Raw genomic sequence first — 18,436 nt, 5'->3', positions numbered from 1 at the left:
AAGGACGCCTGCGTGAAGGCGCAGGCAGCCCTCGAGACCGGTCGAAGCGAACGGTCGGCGCTCGAGGCGGAAGTGAGCAGGCTCAGGACGGAGCTTGCCGAACTCGAAGGGAAGCCGGCGGAGCTCAAGGCGCGACTTCACAGCCTCAAGAAGGGCAGCGGCCGTTAGAAGCGAGGCGGCGTGCACGAGAGGGAGTGACGATCCATGAAGCTCAGAATGGCTGTCGCACTGCTCCTCCTCGCCTCGCTCGCTGCGGCCTCGGGCTGCGCGGGCGTGACGAGACCGGCGGATCCGACGAGGGGCGAGTACTACACGGAGAAGGAGTTCCAGAAGCTGTCGAAGGCGCAGCGCATCGCGTACTGCGCGGCGCTCGAGGAGGAGGCGGCGAAGCAACGGGGTTGCTCCGACAAGGCCCGGGGCGACCTTGAGAAGGAACAGGCGGCGTCGCGCGAGCTCAACGAGCGGCTCGCCCAGCTCAGGCCCGAGCACGAGCGCCTCGCGTTCGAGACGGCGGCGCTCCAGAGCGAGGTCGACTACTTCGAGGGCCTGCCGAGGACGTACGTCGTCCAGCGGGGAGACTACCTCACGAAGATCTCGGCGCTCGAGGAGATCTACCTGGACCGCCTGAAGTGGCGCAGGATCTACCGCGCGAACCGGGGCGTCATCGGGGGCGACCCGAACCTCATCCGGCCGGGTCAGGAGCTGACCATTCCAAGGGACTGGCCGACCCAGGTCGAGGTGAAGCCCGGGGAGAGCCTGTGGAAGATCGCGGGCTACTGGGAGGTCTACGGCAGCGGTCCGCAGTGGACGAGGCTGTACGAGGCGAACCGGGACCGCATCAGGGATCCGAACGTGCTCAAGCCCGGTCAGGTCCTGGTGGTCCCGCGCTAGCGCCGCGGCAGGTCGTGGAGTCCGGCGCGTCCGAGGGGAGGCAGGGCATTCGAGGGAAGCGGTTCGCACAGGGCGTGTAGCGGGCCTTGGCGACGGGCTCCCGGTCGGCATGGCGGCCGACCGGGGGCTCGTTTCGCGCAGGGCCCGATTCCTCGCGAGGACCGATGAAGCGCAGAATGTCGTTCGATGACATCGACCCCGTGCTGCTCCTGGGCCGGAACGACGCGAACCTCAGGATGATCCAGGACTCGTTTCATGCGACGGTGACGGCGCGCGACAACGAGGTGACGGTCTCGGGCGAGGACGCCGAGGTCCGTGACATCGAGCGCATCCTGAACGAGCTCGCGGACCTTATCCGGCGCGGCAAGTCCGTGTGGGGCGAGGACGTCGCGTACGCGATCCGCATGGTCCGCTCGAACCGCGGCGACGAGCTCAGCCGCTTCTACGCGTCGGGCGCGCGGCTCGAGGGGCTCAAGAAGCCCGTTGAAGCCAAGACCGCCGGCCAGGAGAAGTACGTCGAGGCCATGCGGACGCACGACATCGTCGTGTCCATCGGCCCGGCGGGGACCGGCAAGACGTACCTCGCGGTCGCCATGGCCGTGGCCGCGCTGCGGGCGAAGGAGGTCGAGCGGATCATCCTCGTGCGTCCCGCGGTCGAGGCGGGCGAGAGCCTCGGCTACCTCCCCGGCGACTTCCAGGAGAAGATCGCGCCCTACCTCAGGCCGCTCTACGACGCGCTCCGCGAGATGATGGACCCCGAGCGCGTCAAGCGCCTCACGGAGGTCGGGACGATCGAGGTCATCCCGCTCGCGTACATGCGCGGCCGCACGCTCAACGACGCCTTCGTCATCCTCGACGAGGCGCAGAACAGCACGATGCCGCAGATGAAGATGTTCCTCACCAGGCTCGGGTTCAACTCGCGCGCGGTCATCACGGGCGACATCACGCAGATCGACCTCGCGAACCAGGACATGTCCGGCCTCGTGAGGATCCAGAGCATTCTGGCGGGCATCGAGGGCATTGCGTTCGTGTACCTGACCGACGCCGACGTCGTGCGACACCGGCTGGTGCGCGAGATCATCAAGGCGTTCGAGCGGTACGCGGAGGCGAAGGAAGCCAGGGCGCAGCAGGAGGAAGGCTGATGGCATGGTGGCTTGAGCGGCGGCGCGACGTGCGCCCACGGGCCGACCGTGTCGTCCTGGAGGCGGAGCCGGCGAACGAGATCACGCCGCGCGCCATGCTCAGGCCGCGGACGCTCGCCGGGATCGGCGCCATCGCGGCCGTCCTGGTCCTGTTCGAGATGCTCTTCCCGCGGCCCGTCCCCGGCGGCCGCATCGCCTTCCAGGTCGGTCAGGTGGCGCGCGAGGACGTCGTCGCGCCGTTCGACTTCGACGTGCTGAAGTCGCCCGAGGCGCTCCGGGACGAGCGGGCGATGGCCGAAGCCAGCGTGGTCCCCGTGTTCCGGCTCGATCCCGCCGCGCAGGACGCCGCGAGGAAGCGGTTCGGCGACTTCCTCACGGCCGCGCACCGGGTCCGGTCGGGCGGCGAGCCGGAGCGCCAGAAGCTCGACCTGCTCGGGCAGCTCGGGCCGGCGCTGAGCGACACGACGCGGCGCGTCCTCCTGTCGCCGTCGCGGGCGACGGCCGTCGAGGAGCGCGCGCGCCAGCTTCTTCTCTCTCTGCACCAGAGGGGCATCATCGGAGGGCCGGGCGCGCCGCCGCTCTCGCCCGACGAGACCGTGATGGTCCTCCGCGCGGACGACGAGGCGATCGCGCGCGTGCGGGGGTTCCACACCGAAAGCACGATCGCGGCGGCGATCCGGGCGGTCGCCTCTGCGAGCTTCCATGACGCCGGGCTCCGGAAGGCCGTCTCCGAGCTGACCGCCCCGTTCGCGGCGCCGAACATCGTGTACGACGCGGCCGAGACGGCGCGGCGCAGGGAGGCCGCGCGCCGGTCCGTGAGCGAGTTCGCCGGGCGGGACGTGAGGAAGGACGAGGTCATCGTGCTCCGCGGCCAGCGCGTGACCGCCGAACACGTCGCCGTCCTTCGTTCGATGGCGGCCAAGCGCGTGGGAATGGGCAGGGCGGGGTTCGGGACCGGGTTCGTCTCGCCGGGCCGCATGGCGATGGCGGCGCTCCTTCTCGGCGCGCTCGTGCTCTACGTGAGCGTGCGGAAGCGGCAGCTCCTGGCGCACGGCCGCTCGCAGGCGCTCTTCCTCGTGCTGCTCGTCCTCGTCATGGGCGGGGCCGCGCTCGTGAAGCGGATCCCGAACGCGTCCGAACACCTCGTGCCCGTGGCCATCCTCGCGATGCTCGTCTCGATGCTCTTCGAGTTCGACATCGCGTTCGCGTCGACCGTCACGGTCGTGATGCTCGCGGGGCTCTACACGGAGTTCACCCTGCCGTCCCTGTTCGTGTCGCTCATCGGCGGCACGGTCGCGGCGCACTCCGTCCGCGCCGTCCGGCACCGGGAGGACTTCTACTGGTCCGCCATGCGGACCGTCGCGGCCTACGCGTGCGCGATCGTCGTCGCGGACGCGCTCATGCACAACCTGGCGCCCGGCACGATCGGGCGGTGCGGGTGGGGAGGGCTGAACGTCCTCATCAGCATGGGGATCGTCGTGCTCGCGCTGCCGCTCTTCGAGCGCGGGTTCGTCGTCACGACCGACCTCACGCTCCTCGAACTCGGGGACATGAACAAGCCGCTCCTCCGCAAGATGGCGATGACGGCGCCGGGGACGTACCACCACAGCATCGTCGTGGGGAACCTCGCGGAGGCGGCCGCCGAGGCCATCGACGGGAATGGGCTTCTGGCGCGCGTGGGCTCGTACTACCACGACATCGGGAAGCTCGTGAGCCCCGGGTACTTCGCCGAGAACCAGCAGGGGCTCGAGGTCCCGGAGGACAAGCACGCGGGCATCCGACCGAAGGTATCGAGCCTCGTCATCAGGGCGCACGTGCGCGACGGCGTGGACCTGGCGCGGAAGGAGCGCCTGCCGGAGCCCATCATCGACTTCATCCGCGAGCACCACGGCACGAGCCTCATGGAGTACTTCTACAGCAAGGCCCTCGAGGACGCGGAGGACCCGGCCGACGTGAGCGAGGCGGACTACCGATATCCCGGTCCGCGGCCGAGGACGAGAGAGTCCGCCATCATCTCGCTGGCCGACACCATCGAGGCGCGCGTGCGCTCGATCGGCGAGGCGCTGACGCCGCGGAGGATCGAGGCCGAGATCGAGGAGATCATCGACAGGCGCATCGCCGATCGCCAGCTCGACGATGCCGAGCTCACGCTCTCGGACCTCGTGAAGATCCGCGAGGCCTTCTTCCGCGTGCTCGTCGGCATGTACCACCAGCGCGTGCGCTACCCCGATCAGGAAGAGGATGAAGGAGCTCCGGAGGGGGCGTAGCGCCCGGTCCGGGGCGCCCGGCGCCATGGCCGTCACGATCATCAGCAGACAGAGGAGAGAGACGGTCGACCTCCGGGGCCTGCGCCGTCTCGTGTCGCGCGTGCTCGAGGACCACGATCGCGGCGACGCCGATGTCACCGTGGTCGTCGGGGGCGACCGCCTTCTGCGCAGGCTCAACGCCGCGTATCGCGGCGTCGACGCGCCGACCGACGTCCTGTCCTTCGGCGCGGACGGGGGGCCAGCCGCCCGCGCGCGCCGGGACGAGGCGCCCGAGGAGATCCTGGGGGACGTCGTCGTTTCCATCGACCGCGCCGCCGCGCAGGCCCGGTCGCGGCGCGTGACGCTCGACCGCGAGGTGCGCACGCTCGTCGCGCACGGCGTGCTGCACCTGCTCGGGCACGACCACGAGCGCGCGGGCGAGCGCCGTCGCATGGCGGCGCTCGAGCGCGGCTACGCGCGGGCCACGGGGCGGCCTGCCGCCGCGCGCGCGCCGCGGAGGCGCCGCGCGCCCCGGTCCGGTCGCGGGAGACAAGGGACACGATGAGCATCGTCGCGCTCGCCGTCATCGGGTTCGCCGTCCTGCTCGCGCTCTCGGCGATGTTCTCGGCGTCGGAGACGGCGTTCTTCTCGCTCACGCAGGTCGAGCTCAGCGAGCTCGACCCCAAGAGCCGCGTGCGACGCCTGCTCAAGACGCCGGAGAAGCTGCTCGCCACCATCCTCCTCGGGAACACCGCCGTGAACACCGCGCTCGGCGCGCTCGGCGCGCTCGTCGCGCTTCACGCCAGCCGCGCGCTCGACCTCCGTCCCGGCGCGGTCATCGCCTTCGAGGTCGGCGCGGTCACGCTGGTCGTCCTCATCTTCGGCGAAGTGACGCCGAAGATGTTCGCGATGCAGCGCAACAGGGCGCTGGCGCGTCGCACGGCGCCCCTGCTCGCGACGCTCATGAGCGTCGCGTCGCCGGTCGTCGGCGTCCTGAGCCGCCTGTCCGCCGCCGTGCTCGGCAGGACCTCGGCCGCGGAGCGGTCGTACGTGACGGCCGAGGAGCTCCGGACGATCGTCGCGCTGAGCGAGCGGCGCGGGACGCTCGACGAGGGCGAGCGTGAGATGATCGACAGCGTCATGGAGTTCCGTGAGACGGTCGTGCGGGAGATCATGGTCCCGCGCGCCGACATGGAGTGCCTCGAGGACTCGACCACGGTGGGCGAGGCCATCGCGATCGTCAAGGAGCTCGGGTACTCCCGCTTCCCCGTGTTCCACGGCGACATCGATCACATCACGGGCGTCCTGTACGCGAAGGACCTTCTGCCGTTCGACCAGGAGCGCGAGGGGAGCCGCAGCATCTCGCGCCTTCCCCGAAAGGCGTACTTCACGCCCGAGACCAAGAAGGCGGGCGAGCTCCTGCGGGAGCTTCAGCGGCGCCGGACGCACATCGCCGTCGTCGTGGACGAGTACGGCGGGACGGCCGGCCTCGTCACGCTCGAGGACCTCATCGAGGAGATCGTCGGCGAGATCCGCGACGAGCACGACCTCGAGGAGTCCCCGGTCAGGATCGTGGACGAGCGGACGCTCCTCGCGTCCGGCACGGTGCGGCTCGAGGACCTGGCGTCGGAGTACGGCGTGAACCTCGGGTCGCACGACGACGTCGAGACGCTTGCCGGGTATCTTCTGAACGAGCTCGGGAGGATCCCGGCCGTCGGTGAGTCGGTCGAGCACGGGTCGCTCAGGCTCGAGGTGGCGGCGGTCGAGCGGCGGCGCGTGACCGGCGTGAGGATCGTGCGCATCGAGCCGGCGGCGCAGGGAAGCGGGGAGTAGGCGCGTGGCCATCAATCTCCTCATCGTGTTCGGCGTGGCGCTCGAGGCGTTCTTCTCGGGGACGGAGACGGCGCTCGTCTCGATGAACTGGCTCAGACTGGAGCACTGGCTCGAGAAGCGGCTGCGGGGCGCGCGGACGCTGGAGTGGTTCGTCGGGAACCCGCAGCGACTCCTCGGCACGACGCTCGTCGGCACGAACATCGCGGTGGTCATGACGTCCTCGCTCGTCTCGTGGCGCCTGGCCACGACGCTCGCGTCCTGGCCCGCGCAGGCCATCGGCGTCGTCTCGACCGTCGTCGTCTCGATCACGCTCCTCGTGTTCGGCGAGGTCCTCCCCAAGGCCGTCGGGCTGCGACACGGCGACACGATCGCGCTGAAGGTGATCGCCCCGCTTCGCTTCTTCTACTGGCTCTTCTCTCCCATCGCCGTGCTCGTGTCGGCCGTCGGGCGCCTGCTGAACAAGGCGGTCGGCGTGGACGCCAGCCGGTGGAACCGACGGCTCACGAAGGAACAGCTCCGCTCGCTCCTCGCGAACGAGGGCGAACGCGCGGGCGCTGTGGACCGCAGCGGCACGGCGCTCATCTCGGGCATCTTCGAGTTCGCCGACACGCCGGTGGGAGAGGTCATGGTCGCGCGCACCGACGTGGTCGGCGTCTCGCCCGAGTCCACGGTCGGCGACGCCGTCGCGCTGGTGGGGGAGCACGGGTTCTCGCGCCTTCCCGTTCTGTCCGACGACCGCGAGCGCATCGAGGGGATGATCCACTCGCGCGACCTCCTGGGCCGCGGGCGGGAGGACGCGGTCGAGGGGCTGGCCCGCCCCGTTCCCCACGTGCCGACCACGAAGCGGTGCGACGACCTCTTCCGCGAGCTCCAGACGGGCCGGCAGCACATGGCTGTCGTCGTGGACGAGCAGGGCAGCCTCGCGGGCATCGTGACGCTCGAGGACCTCATCGAGGAGCTCGTCGGCGAGATCGAGGACGAGCACGACGTGCGGCACGAGCTCATCCAGAGGATCGACGAGGGCCTGTACGTGGTGGACGGGCGTGCCGAGGTCACGGCCGTGGCGCGCGTTCTCGGGGCGAGACTCCCGGACGGGGACTACAACACGATCGCCGGACTCGTGCTTGACGCACTCGGCAGGATCCCGGAGCCGGGGGACGAGGTGGTGGTCGGTGGGTTCGAGATGAGGGTCGTCTCGGCGAGCGCCACGCGCGTGGGCAGGATCAGGATGAGGAAGCGATGACGACAGGGCCCGAGACACGATGCGCCGCCGAGGGCGCGGGCTCCGCGGTCGCCGCGCCGGTGTCTGCGCCGCGCATGCGGCCCGGCCGGCGGCTCAGGCGCTACTTTCTGACCGGCCTCGCGGTGATCCTGCCCGCCGCGGTGAGCCTGTTCGTGCTCTGGCGGATCTTCTCCGCTCTGGACCGGCTGCTGGGGCAGATCTTCGAAGCCGTCCTCGGGTTCAAGGTCCCGGGCGCGGGGCTCGTCGCGCTCCTCCTTCTCGTGCTGGGCATCGGCGCGGTCGCCCACAACGTCGCCGGGAAGCGGCTCATCCGGGGCATCGAGGACCTGGTCATCCGCGTCCCGTTCGTGCGGTGGATCTACAGGACGACGAAGGAGCTGTCGTCGGCCGTCCTCGAGGAGAGGGCCGCAGGATTCCGGAAGGTCGTCCTCGTGGAGTTCCCGTACAGGGGCGTGCACACGATCGGCTTTCAGACGGCGGAGGCCTCGCGCGACGTGAGCGGCGTCGGGGGGAAGAGGATGTGCCCCGTCTTCGTTCCGACCGCGCCGAACCCCATGTCCGGCTACGTGATCCTCTACCCCGAGGACGAGGTCATCTCGCTTCCGATGTCGGTGGACGACGGGCTTCGGTTCGTCATCTCCGCCGGCGCGCTCACCGCGCGCCGCCCGCCGGACGGCGGGCGGGGGTAGCCGCATGGCGCCCGTGACATCGAGGGCGCTCGTGCTCCGGACTCACAGGCTCGGGGAGACGAGCAAGGTCGTCGTCTGCTATACTGAGACCCACGGCAAGGTGCGCCTCGTCGCCAAGGGGGGGCGCGCCGCCGCGAGCCGTCTGGCAGCGGCCCTGGAGCCGTTTTCGGTCTCCGGGGTCGTGTTCTACCCGAAGACCGGGCGCGGGCTCTCGATCGTGTCGCAGGCCGACGTCGAGCGGGACTTCGCGGGGTTGAGGCGGGACGCCGTGCGGATGGCGCACGGGAGCGCCGTGCTCGAGCTCGCCGATCGGCTGATCTCGGAGGAGGAGCCCGACCCGGCGCTCTTCCGGATCGTCGAGGCGGCGCTCGCGGAGATGGACTCCGCCGACGCGGGCTCGCTGGACGGAGCGTTCCTGCGTTTCGCGTTCCGGGCGGCCGCCGCGCTCGGCTACGCCGCGTCGCTCGGGTCCTGCGTCCTCTGCGGCGGCCCGCCCGGCGCGTCGGCGCTCTTCGCGCCGCGCCACGGCGGCCTCGCGTGCGGCTCCTGCGTCGCGGCCGATCCCGAGGTCGAGGTGGTCGGGCGCGCGGCGACCGCGGCGCTCGCGGACGCCGCGGCGGGACGCGAGAGCGCCGCGCCGAGCGAGGCGGTCGCCGACGAGGCCTGGGAAGCGATGAGCGCCTTTCTCGCGGAGCACACGGGACGCCGGGTCCATCTGAGGTCGCTCGACGTGCTCGCGCAGCTTCGGCGCGCGGAACGAGCCGGGCGCGCCGACTGACGGCGCGCGGCACGGCGGTGCTCACGGGCCGCCGCGACAGGAACGGACGAGACGATGAAGAACGAACGCACGGCGCTTCTCTTCCAGGACGTGATCCTCACGCTCCAGAGCCACTGGGCCGAGTACGGCTGCGTCATCCTGCAGCCGTACAACACGGAGGTCGGGGCCGGCACGTTCAACCCGGCGACGTTCCTCCGGTGCCTGGGGCCGGAGCCGTGGAAGGCAGCGTACGTCGAGCCGTCGCGTCGGCCGAAGGACGGGCGCTACGGCGAGAACCCGATCCGCATGCAGCAGTTCCTCCAGTATCAGGTCCTGCTCAAGCCGGCGCCGGCCGACGTCCTTGACGTGTACTTCCGGAGCCTCGAGGCGCTGGGCATACGGCTTAAGGAACACGACGTGCGGCTCGTCGAGGACGACTGGGAGTCCCCGACGCTCGGTGCGGCCGGGCTCGGGTGGGAGGTCTGGATCGACGGGATGGAGATCACGCAGTTCACGTACTTCCAGCAGGCCGGCGGGCTCGAGCTCGACCTCATCCCGGCCGAGATCACCTACGGCCTCGGGCGGCTCGCGACGTTCCTCCAGGGCGTGGACAGCTTCTTCGATCTCGAGTGGGCGCCCGGCGTGAGCTTCGGGCAGATCGAGAAGCAGTTCGAGGTGGAGTACTCCAGGTTCAACTTCGAAGCGGCGGACGTCCCGTTCCACCGGGAGCTCTTCGACCGGTTCGAATCCGAGGCGCGGCGGCTGCTCGACCAGGGGCTCCTCGCGCCGGGGTACGACTGCGTGCTCAAGTGCTCGCACGCGTTCAACGTCCTCGACGCGCGGGGGGCCATCAGCGTGACGGAGCGGACCGGGTACATCGCGCGCGTGCGCAAGCTCGCGCGGAAGGCCGCCCTCGTCTGCCTCGAGCAGCGCGAGGCGATGGGGTTCCCGATGCTGCCGGCGGAGCAGCGCGCCACGCCCGCCGACGGCGCGGGGAAGGGGGACGCGCGATGACGAAGGCCCTCACCCCGAGGGACCTCCTGTTCGAGGTCGGCGTCGAGGAGATCCCCGCGTCGTACATCCCCCCCGCGCTCTCGGAGCTCGAGCGGTCGCTCCGCGAGGGCCTCGGCGACGCCCGGCTGGCGTTCGATTCGCTCGAGACCTGCGCGACGCCGAGGCGGTTCGCCGTGATCGTCCGCGGGCTCGCCGCGCGCCAGGACGACCTCGAGCGGGAGGCCGCCGGGCCGCCCGCGAAGGTCGCGTTCGGTCCCGACGGAGCGCCGACGAAGGCGGCCCTCGGGTTCGCGCGCACGCAGGGGATCGACGTCTCGGCGCTCGAGGTGCGCGAGACCGACCGCGGCCCCTACGTCTTCGCGCGCGTCACCGACCGGGGGCGCGCCGCGGCCGAGGTGCTGCCCGAGCTCCTGCGCGGCGCCGTGGCCTCGCTGCCGTTCCCCAAGACGATGCGCTGGGGCCCCGACGAGCGCTTCGCGCGGCCCATCCGCTGGGTCGTGGCGATGCTCGGCGGCGACGTGCTCGACGTCGCGATCGCCGGCGTGCGCGCCGGGAGCGAGACGCTCGGGCACCGCACGTGGTCCCCCGGCCCGCACCGCGTCGGCGGCGCGGCCGACTACGCCGACGTTCTCCGGCGCCACCACGTCGTCGCCGACCACCGCGAGCGGCGCGCGGCCATCGAGCGCGACGCCGAAGCACGAGCGGTCGAGTGCGGCGGGCGCCTCGTGCGCGACGACGCGCTGCTCGACGAGGTGACCTTCCTCGTCGAGGAGCCGACCGTGTTCGCCGGGCGGTTCGACGAGCGCTTCCTCACGCTCCCGCGCGACGTCATCATCGCCGCGATGAGGGGGCACCAGCGCTACTTCGCGGTCGAGGCGCCGTCGGGCGCCCTCATGCCGTTCTTCCTCTGCGTGATGAACGGCCCGCCCGACTTCGTGGACGGCATCCGCCGCGGCAACGAGCGCGTGCTCGTCTCGCGGCTCGACGACGCGGAGTTCTACTGGCGCGAGGACACGAAGTCCCCGCTCGCGGACAAGGTTGAGTCGCTCAGGAACGTCGTCTGGCTCGAGGGCTTAGGGTCGCTCTACGAGAAGGCGGCGCGGCTCGAGGCGCTGTCGCGGACGCTGGCCGCGGCGCTCGGCGTCGGCGACGTTGAGACCGTCGCCCGCGCGGCTCGGCTCGCGAAGGCCGACCTCGTGACCGAGATGGTGAAGGACGGCAAGGAGTTCACCGCGCTCCAGGGCGTGATGGGCCGCGAGTACGCGCTCGCCTCGAACGAGCCCGCGGCCGTCGCGCTGGCCGTGTACGAGCACTACCTGCCGCGGTTCGCGGGCGACGACTTGCCGTCGAGCGACGCGGGCACCATCTTGAGCATGGCCGACAAGCTCGATTCGATCGCCGGCTGCTTCTCGGCCGGCCTCGTGCCGTCGGGGTCGCAGGATCCGTACGCCCTCCGGCGCCAGGCCATCGGCGTGCTCCGGATGATCGACGGGAAGGGCCTTCGGATGTCGCTCGGCGACGCCGTGCGCGCCGCGGCGCGCGGGTACGCCGGCGACGGCGCGAAGGCGGAGGAGACGGAGGCCGGCGTCCTCGAGTTCCTGCGACAGCGCGCGCGGAACTACTTCATGGACGACGCCTTCTCGTACGACCTCGTGGACGCCGTGCTCGAGGCGTCGCTCGACGACCTCGTCGGGGCGCGCAGCCGGCTCGTGGCGCTCACGCACTTCCGCGCGAACGAGGACTTCGCGGGGCTCGTCATCGGCGCGCGGCGCGTGAACAACATTCTGAAGGGGCAATCGCCGTCGCCGCTCGCGCCGGAGCGGCTCGTCGAGCCTGTCGAGAGGGAGCTCGAGGCGGCGGCCCGCCGCGCGGCGACGCGCGTGCCCGAGGCGATCGGGCGCGGCGACCTCGACGCGGCGGTCAAGGAACTCCTGGCGCTGCGGCGTCCGATCGACGGCTTCTTCGACGGCGTGATGGTGATGGTCGAGGACGCGGAGATCAGGAACGCGCGGCTCGGTCTGCTCGCCTTCGTGCGGGGGCTCTTCATGAACATCGCCGACTTCGCGAGGGTCGTGCTGGAGGGCGAGGAGACGGGGAAGCAGGGGGCGCGGTGATGGCACGGACGACGCATCGGGCGCGCGGTCGGTCGGTCGCCGGCGTCGCGCGCCTCGGCATGATCGGCGCGGCGCTTCTCGCCGCCGCGCTCGTCCCGGGGTGCGGCGGCGGCGAGCCGCCGTCGAAGGTCGTCCTGATCGGCGTGGACGGCATGGACTGGAAGGTCGCCGGCCCGCTCATGGACGCGGGGAGGATGCCGAACCTGGCGCGGATCGTGAAGCGCGGGGTCCGCGCCGATCTGCGCGCGCTCGCTCCCGACGACAAGGTGCGCTCCTCGTGGATCTGCATCGCGGCGGGCCGCGTCGTGCGGGCGCACGAGTCCCTGCCGCCGATGGCGCCCGACGGCTCGCGCAACCCGGGCACCCGCACGTGGGGGGCGCGGCCCTTCTGGGACGTCCTCGGCGACGAGGGCAGGACCGCCGGCGTTCTCAACTGGCCGTACACCTGGCCGGCGTCCGAGCTCGAGGGCTGGATGATCACGAACGGCGTGGTCGTGGCCCCCGAGGACGGGTGGGACCCGGTCCCCGACATCGCGTGGCCGCCGGAGATCGCCGGCGAGCTCGGGCCGCTCAGGAAGCCGGCCTCGACGACGACCGACGACGAGATCGCCTCCTTCATGAACGGCGACCTCTGGAGGAGCGAGGAGCATCCCGACCTCTACGGGCGGGCGATGAGCTTCAAAGGCAACTGGGCCGAGGATCAGACGGTGCTTGCGGTCGCGACCCACATGCTCGGCACGAGGGGCCAGCCCGATCTCCTGGCCGTCTGCTTCGGGGGGCTCCTGCTCAATCTGCATCCGTTCTGGGGACCCATGGATCCGGGCTCGGCGGGGTTCAGGGACAGCCAGGAGATCGTGAGCATGTACAAGGACCTCGTCCCGCGCTACTACGAGCGCGTGGACGGGATCATCGGCGAGATCCTCGCGCGCTCGGACGACAACACCACGGTGATCGTCTGCTCGAGCGTCGGGTTCCGCGGGCCCCAGCGGACGGCCGACGGCGCGATCCTGTTCGGCACGCACATGCACGGCGAGGTCGGCCTGCTCGCCGCGTCCGGGCCCGGCATCGCGCGGCGGGCGCGCGTCAGGGACGCGAGCGTTCTCGATCTGGCGCCGACCATCCTCGCGCTTCTTGGGGCGCCGGTGCCGAGGGACATGGACGGCTTCGTCCTGACGGACATGCTCGACGCGGCGTTCCTGAGGAGTCACCCGGTCGTCTACGCGGCGCCGCGCGCGGGCTCGGCGCCGTCTCCGGCGGAGCGAGAGCGGCCGGAGAGCGCGGAGGCCCCACGGGAGGGCACATGAACCGGCGCGGGCGCGCGGAGCGGTCACCCCGGGCGGCGGCGAGACTCGCCGCGCTCGTCCTCATGGCATGTCTGGCGGCCGCGCTCGGCTGCTCGCGGAGCGGCACCCCCGTGGAGCGCCGCGTCATCGTCGTCGGCATCGACGCCCTGGACTGGGGCGTCACGCAGCGGCTCATGCAGGAGGGGAAGCTCCCCAACCTCAGCAGGATCGCGCAGTCAGGCGTCTCCTGCCCGCTCCGCACGCTCGAGCCGTTCGAGAAGTCGCCGGTCATCTGGACGACGATCGCCACGGGCAAGCACCCGGAGAATCACGGCATCCGGGACGCGCTCGCGCCCGACGGGAAGTCGCTCATGACGAGCAACGTGCGCACCGCCAGGACGCTATGGGACATCCTCGGCGAGCACGGGTTCTCCGTCGGCGTCGTCGGCTGGTACGTGACGTGGCCCGCCGAGCCGGTGAACGGCTACCTCGTGAGCGACTACTTCTGCTTCGTGCCGCGAGACGGCCGCCCATTCCCCGAGCGGCTCGTCTACCCGGACGCGCTTCTGGCGGAGATCGACTCGTTGCGGGTCGTCGCCGACGACGTGCCCGACGCGCTCGTGAGACGCCTCGCCGACCCGGACAGGGCGCTCACGGAGCGCGAGGCGACGCGCCTCCCGCTCGCGGAGCGCTTCCCGGAGATGCGCGCTCTCTCCGAGCTCCCGACGGAGCTGCGCAAGCTGCGCGACCACGCCGCGGGCGACGAAACGTACCTCGGCGTCTCCCGCCACTTGATGCGGACCCACCCGACGCGCTTTTTCGCCGTGTATCTCCGGGGACTCGACTCGATCTCGCATACCTTCTGGGCGGCCGCGCATCCCGCCGACGCCGGGTTCGCCGTCTCGCGGACCGAGCGGCTCGTGTTCGGCGAGACCGTCGAGCGCTACTACCGGCGCGCGGACGAGATGCTGGGCGAGCTTCTCGCGGACTTCGGCAACGACGCGACCGTGCTGGTGTGCTCGGACCACGGGTTCCGCGGGCCCGGCCCGGGGCGGCCCCAGGGCGGCATCAACGACCACGCGCCCCTGGGCGTCCTCTTCCTGAGCGGCGAAGGCGTGCGACAGGGAGAGGTGCTCGACGAGCGCGGCGTGAGCGACGTGACGCCGACCGTGCTGGCGCTCTCTGGCCTGCCGATCGGAAGGGACATGGACGGGGCGGCGATCGAGGAGGCCATGACGCCGGAGTTCCTGCGGCGGCATCCGGTCCGGTTCGTCCCGACGCACGAGAGGGAACGCTGAGTGAGGAGCCTGCGATGACGAGGAGAGCGGTCGCGCTGATGGCGGCGCTCGCCGCGGCGGCCGTGGTGCTTCCGTCCTGCGCGAAGCGCCCGGCGGGACCGGTGGAGCGGCGCGTCATGATCATCGGCTTCGACGGGATGGAGTACGACGTGATGGGGCCGATGCTCGAGGCCGGGCGTCTCCCGAACTTCGCGCGCCTCATGCACGAGGGGGCGTGGGGAGAGATCCGGTCGCTCGAGATCCTCGAGTCGCCCGTCATCTGGACGAGCATCGCGACGGGCACGCTCCCCGAGAAGCACGGCGTCACGGGGTTCGTGAAGCCGAGGAAGGGGGGCGCCGCGCAGGTCCCGACGTCGCAGAACGTGCGGCGGGTCGCGGCGCTCTGGGACATCCTCGGGCACGAGGGCAAGACCTCCGGCGTCATCGGCTGGCTCGTCACGTGGCCGGCCGAACCCATCAGGGGCTACATGGTCACCTCCAACTTCAGCTTCGGGTGGGACGGCAACTCGCCGCGGCCGCAGCAGGTGACCTACCCGGAGGAACTCAAGAGCGCGCTCGAGCCGCTGCGGATGCGCGCAGGCGACGTGCCGGACGGGCTGATGGACGAGTTCGTCAAGCGGAGCGCGATGCGCGTCGACGACCCGCGGAAGCGGCTTGAGACGCTCGCCGGGTTTCTCGCGAGCGATGAGACCACGAGGGCCGTCGGTCTCGACCTCGCTTCCAAGATGCCGACGGACCTCCTCGCGATCTACTTCCGCAGCGTGGACGGGCCGTGCCACACGTTCTGGGTGCACCACTTCCCGGACTCGCGGCCGGCGTCGATCCCGGAGTGGGAGGTGGACGCACTGGGCGAGGTGATCCCGAAGTACTACGAGTACACGGACCGCATCCTCGGGGAGTTCCTCAGGCTCGCCGATGACAACACGACCGTCATTGTGACGTCCGACCACGGGTTCCACGGGCCGAGGATCGTGCCCGGGCAGTCCCGCGCGGGCATCGGCGACCACGATCCGACGGGCTTCATCGTGCTCTGGGGCAAGGACATCGTCCGCGGGCGCGAGATCGCCGACGTGAGCGTGCTCGACGTCACGCCGACGGTGCTGGCCCTGTGGGGCCTCCCGGTGGGGAAGGACATGGACGGGCGGGTGCTCGAAGAGGCCATCGAGCCCCGGTTCCTGAAGGACCATCCCGTGCGCACGATCCCCTCATACGAGGAGGTCGTGCAGCGCGGCCACAGCGCCGAACCCATCGAGTCGCCCGTGGACGACGAGATCAGAGAGCGGATGCGGGCGCTCGGGTACATCGAGTGACCGTGGCACCAGTGCCTTCGGAGGCGCGCGCATGAAGCTGGAAAAGACCCTGGCGTTGGTCACCGTGTGCGTCATCGCGGCGGCGGTCATCGTCGGCGTGGTGAAGTGGAGGGGGGCGGCGCGGCCGGCGGGCCGTGTTCACGCGCCGGAGGCGGAGGCGGAGGGGAAAGTCGCCCTGCTCGTGGTGGGGATCGAGGGTCTCGAGCCGTCCGTTTTCGAGCCGCTCGTCCGCGAGGGCCGGCTTCCGAACCTCTCGAGGCTGCTCGCCGAAGGCGCGTACGCGCGGTTTCCGTCGCTCGGGCGGAACACGGACCCGAGGATCGCCTGGACGTCGCTCGTGACCGGCGTGACGCCGGAGCGGCAGGGCATCGGGGGGAAGGTGCCGTCGCCGAAGGGCGCCATGGTCGCGCTGCCTCTTCGGCCGTCGTCGCGCACGGTGGACACGGCGTGGACGCTGCTCTCCAAGGCAGGCGTGACCGTGGCGGTCCTCGGGTGGCCGGGCACGTGGCCGGTGGAACAGGTGAACGGCCTCATGGTCGGCCCCTACGCCACGTACGTCCTCGAGCGCACGCGCCGCGGACGCCCTGAGGACGCCGTGCATCCGCCGGACGCCTACGCGGCGGTGGACTCGCTGGTCCGCGCCGGGGACTCGTACCGGAGGATCTCGCTGGCGCGCTTCGTCGACATGGCGTCCGCCATGGGGCTCGAGGCGCTGACGGGCCACAACATCGAGGTGCTCACCGGTTCCTGCGCGGGCGACACGACCATGCTGACGCTCGCGCGAGCCGCCGTGGCGCGGCACGGCGCGACCGCGGTCTTCGTGAGCCTCCCGGGGCTCGACGCCGTGTCACAGCGGTTCTGGGTCTACAGGGATCCGAAGCCCTCCCCGACGCTCATGGCCGACGCGGCGGCCTATCTCAGATTCCGGCAGATGGCCGAGGCGCTTCGCGGGACCACCGCGGAGTACTACGAGTACGTCGACGAGATCCTCGGGCATCTTGTGGCCCTTGCGGCGGAGGAAGGCACCATCGCCGTCATCGCCGACCATGGGTATTCCGGCCTCGAGCTTGACTCGAGCGGGAACCCGAAGATCGGCAGGGAGATGCACAGCGAATCGGGCGTTCTCCTGCTCAGAGGCCCGTGCGTGGCGGCGGGGGCGCGCGCGGAGAAGGCCGCGCTCTTCGACGTGGCGCCGACGATCATGCGCGCGGCCGGCATGCAGGTCCCGGCGGGGCTCGACGGGCGCGTGCTCGAGGAGGTGATGCGGCCGTGACCTCGCGACGCATCGCGCGGGGCGTCCTTGCTGTCGTGGCGGTCGCAGTCGTGGCGGCGGCCGCCGTCTGGTTCGCCGCGCGGGGGCGGGCGCCGAAGGCGCCACCCGCGGCGCCGAGGGTCGTCGTCCTCGGCATCGACGGCGTTGACTGGGAGATCATGCAGGCGGCCGTCGCGGCCGGGCGCATGCCCAACCTCGGGCGCATGATCAACGGCGGGGCGTCCGGGATGCTCCGCTCCATCCCGCCCTACATCTCCCCGAGCATCTGGACGACGATCGCCACCGGGAAGCTCGAGGAGAAGCACGGGATCAAGGACTTCCTGGGCGAGCGGAAGCGCGCGGGCATGTCGTCGCCCACCACGAGCAACATGCGGCAGGCGAAGGCCCTCTGGCAGGTCGCCGGCGAGCGGGGTCTGACCGTCGGCTTCGTGGCCTGGCTGGTCACCTGGCCGCCCGAGCCGGTGAACGGCTACATGGTGTCCTCGCTGTTCGAGGAGCTCGCCCGACGCGACGAACGCGCGGGCATGCTGAGACCGTGGGACGATCCGCAGACCGCGGTGCACCCACCCGAGCTCTTCCCTGCCCTCTCGGACCTTCTCGTTCGGCAGGAGGATGTGCCGGATGATCTGGTTCTCCGCTTCCTCGGAACGGACCGTCACCTCTCACGCCCGGAGGTTGCCAAGGGCGTTGACGACCTCAGGCGCTTCCTTGCCTCCGACCTCACGACGCTCGAGGTGGCGAAGACGCTTCTGGGGTCCGTGCCCACGGACCTGGCCGGCGTGTACTTCAGGGGCCTCGACCTTGCGTGCCACATGTTCTGGCGGCATCGGGCCCCCGAGCAGTGGCCCGACGGCGTCTCCGCGCCAGAGGTCGAGACGCTCGGCCCCGTCATCGAGCGCTACTACGCTCTGGCCGACTCGTTCGTCGGGGAGATCGCGAAGGCCGCGGAGGGCGCCGTTCTCATCGTGTGCTCCGACCACGGCTTCGAGGGCCACGGGGCGCGCGACGGCGGAGGCGAGCCGCGGCTTGGGACGGCGATGCACCGCGAGGGCGGCATCATCGTGATGGCCGGCCCGGGCGTGCGCGCCGGCGCGGCCATCGAGGGCGCGACCGTCCTCGACGTCACGCCGACGGTCCTCGCGATCCTGGGCATCCCCCTTGGGCGGGACATGGACGGACGCGCGCTCGTCGAGGCCCTGACGAAAGAGGCGCGTGCGGAGCGCCCGATCGCGTTCGTCGCCACGCACGAGGGGGCTGCCCGGCACGGCGACGCTGAGCCCATCCCGTCCCCGGTGGACGATGAGATCAAAGAGATGCTGCGGACGCTGGGCTACATCGAGTGA

The 18,436-nt window shown here is 71.2% G+C and carries 16 protein-coding genes and 1 pseudogene; all 17 read left to right on the top strand.

The annotated features are described in order from the left end of the window. The first annotated feature begins 12 nt into the window (after window positions 1-12). The 17 genes and pseudogenes from FJY74_04225 to FJY74_04145 all read left to right on the top strand — a co-directional run bounded on the left by FJY74_04225 (window position 13) and on the right by FJY74_04145 (window position 18,436). Complete coding sequence (locus tag FJY74_04225) at window positions 13-168, top strand: hypothetical protein (protein MBM3307512.1); 156 nt, start codon at window positions 13-15, stop codon at window positions 166-168. Between the two features lie 36 nt (window positions 169-204). Further along, window positions 205-742: pseudogene (locus FJY74_04220) on the top strand (LysM peptidoglycan-binding domain-containing protein). After that, entirely contained in the window at window positions 739-891 is a 153-nt protein-coding gene (locus FJY74_04215) for a LysM peptidoglycan-binding domain-containing protein (GenBank protein ID MBM3307511.1), read from the top strand. The pseudogene FJY74_04220 and the gene FJY74_04215 overlap by 4 nt, the downstream one beginning before the upstream one ends. Window positions 892-1,055: 164 nt before the next feature. Then, complete coding sequence (locus FJY74_04210; GenBank protein MBM3307510.1) at window positions 1,056-2,033, top strand: PhoH family protein; 978 nt, start codon at window positions 1,056-1,058, stop codon at window positions 2,031-2,033. Further along, window positions 2,033-4,300: an HDIG domain-containing protein gene (locus FJY74_04205; protein ID MBM3307509.1), complete on the top strand. Its 2,268-nt coding sequence runs from the start codon at window positions 2,033-2,035 to the stop codon at window positions 4,298-4,300. Before FJY74_04210 ends, FJY74_04205 begins: the two co-directional genes overlap by 1 nt. A gap of 25 nt (window positions 4,301-4,325) precedes the next feature. After that, window positions 4,326-4,844: an rRNA maturation RNase YbeY gene (ybeY, locus tag FJY74_04200; protein MBM3307508.1), complete on the top strand. Its 519-nt coding sequence runs from the start codon at window positions 4,326-4,328 to the stop codon at window positions 4,842-4,844. Then, window positions 4,841-6,112 (top strand): HlyC/CorC family transporter, encoded by a 1,272-nt coding sequence (locus FJY74_04195; protein ID MBM3307507.1) that lies wholly within the window; start codon window positions 4,841-4,843, stop codon window positions 6,110-6,112. Before ybeY ends, FJY74_04195 begins: the two co-directional genes overlap by 4 nt. 4 nt (window positions 6,113-6,116) lie before the next feature. After that, a complete protein-coding gene (locus FJY74_04190; GenBank protein ID MBM3307506.1) occupies window positions 6,117-7,355 on the top strand; it encodes an HlyC/CorC family transporter in 1,239 nt (412 codons plus the stop codon). Further along, window positions 7,352-8,044 (top strand): DUF502 domain-containing protein, encoded by a 693-nt coding sequence (locus tag FJY74_04185; GenBank protein ID MBM3307505.1) that lies wholly within the window; start codon window positions 7,352-7,354, stop codon window positions 8,042-8,044. Before FJY74_04190 ends, FJY74_04185 begins: the two co-directional genes overlap by 4 nt. A gap of 4 nt (window positions 8,045-8,048) precedes the next feature. After that, window positions 8,049-8,822 (top strand): DNA repair protein RecO, encoded by a 774-nt coding sequence (gene recO / locus FJY74_04180; protein MBM3307504.1) that lies wholly within the window; start codon window positions 8,049-8,051, stop codon window positions 8,820-8,822. Between the two features lie 54 nt (window positions 8,823-8,876). Continuing rightward, entirely contained in the window at window positions 8,877-9,815 is a 939-nt protein-coding gene (locus FJY74_04175) for a glycine--tRNA ligase subunit alpha (GenBank protein ID MBM3307503.1), read from the top strand. Then, a complete protein-coding gene (locus FJY74_04170) occupies window positions 9,812-11,929 on the top strand; it encodes a glycine--tRNA ligase subunit beta (GenBank protein MBM3307502.1) in 2,118 nt (705 codons plus the stop codon). The genes FJY74_04175 and FJY74_04170 overlap by 4 nt, the downstream gene beginning before the upstream one ends. Further along, complete coding sequence (locus FJY74_04165; GenBank protein MBM3307501.1) at window positions 11,929-13,233, top strand: alkaline phosphatase family protein; 1,305 nt, start codon at window positions 11,929-11,931, stop codon at window positions 13,231-13,233. Before FJY74_04170 ends, FJY74_04165 begins: the two co-directional genes overlap by 1 nt. Next, on the top strand, window positions 13,230-14,510 hold the full coding sequence (locus FJY74_04160) for an alkaline phosphatase family protein (protein ID MBM3307500.1): 1,281 nt from the start codon (window positions 13,230-13,232) through the stop codon (window positions 14,508-14,510). Before FJY74_04165 ends, FJY74_04160 begins: the two co-directional genes overlap by 4 nt. Before the next feature lie 14 nt (window positions 14,511-14,524). After that, window positions 14,525-15,820 carry an alkaline phosphatase family protein gene (locus FJY74_04155; protein ID MBM3307499.1) on the top strand — a complete coding sequence of 432 codons (1,296 nt, stop codon included), beginning with the start codon at window positions 14,525-14,527 and terminating at the stop codon, window positions 15,818-15,820. Between the two features lie 31 nt (window positions 15,821-15,851). Beyond that, window positions 15,852-17,093 (top strand): alkaline phosphatase family protein, encoded by a 1,242-nt coding sequence (locus FJY74_04150; GenBank protein MBM3307498.1) that lies wholly within the window; start codon window positions 15,852-15,854, stop codon window positions 17,091-17,093. Then, complete coding sequence (locus FJY74_04145) at window positions 17,090-18,436, top strand: alkaline phosphatase family protein (protein MBM3307497.1); 1,347 nt, start codon at window positions 17,090-17,092, stop codon at window positions 18,434-18,436. Before FJY74_04150 ends, FJY74_04145 begins: the two co-directional genes overlap by 4 nt.

Origin of the sequence: Candidatus Effluviviaceae Genus I sp. (genome assembly GCA_016867725.1) — a bacterium.
In the GTDB taxonomy this organism is placed as follows: domain Bacteria; phylum Joyebacterota; class Joyebacteria; order Joyebacterales; family Joyebacteraceae; genus VGIX01.
This window is presented reverse-complemented; position numbering and strand designations above follow the sequence as displayed.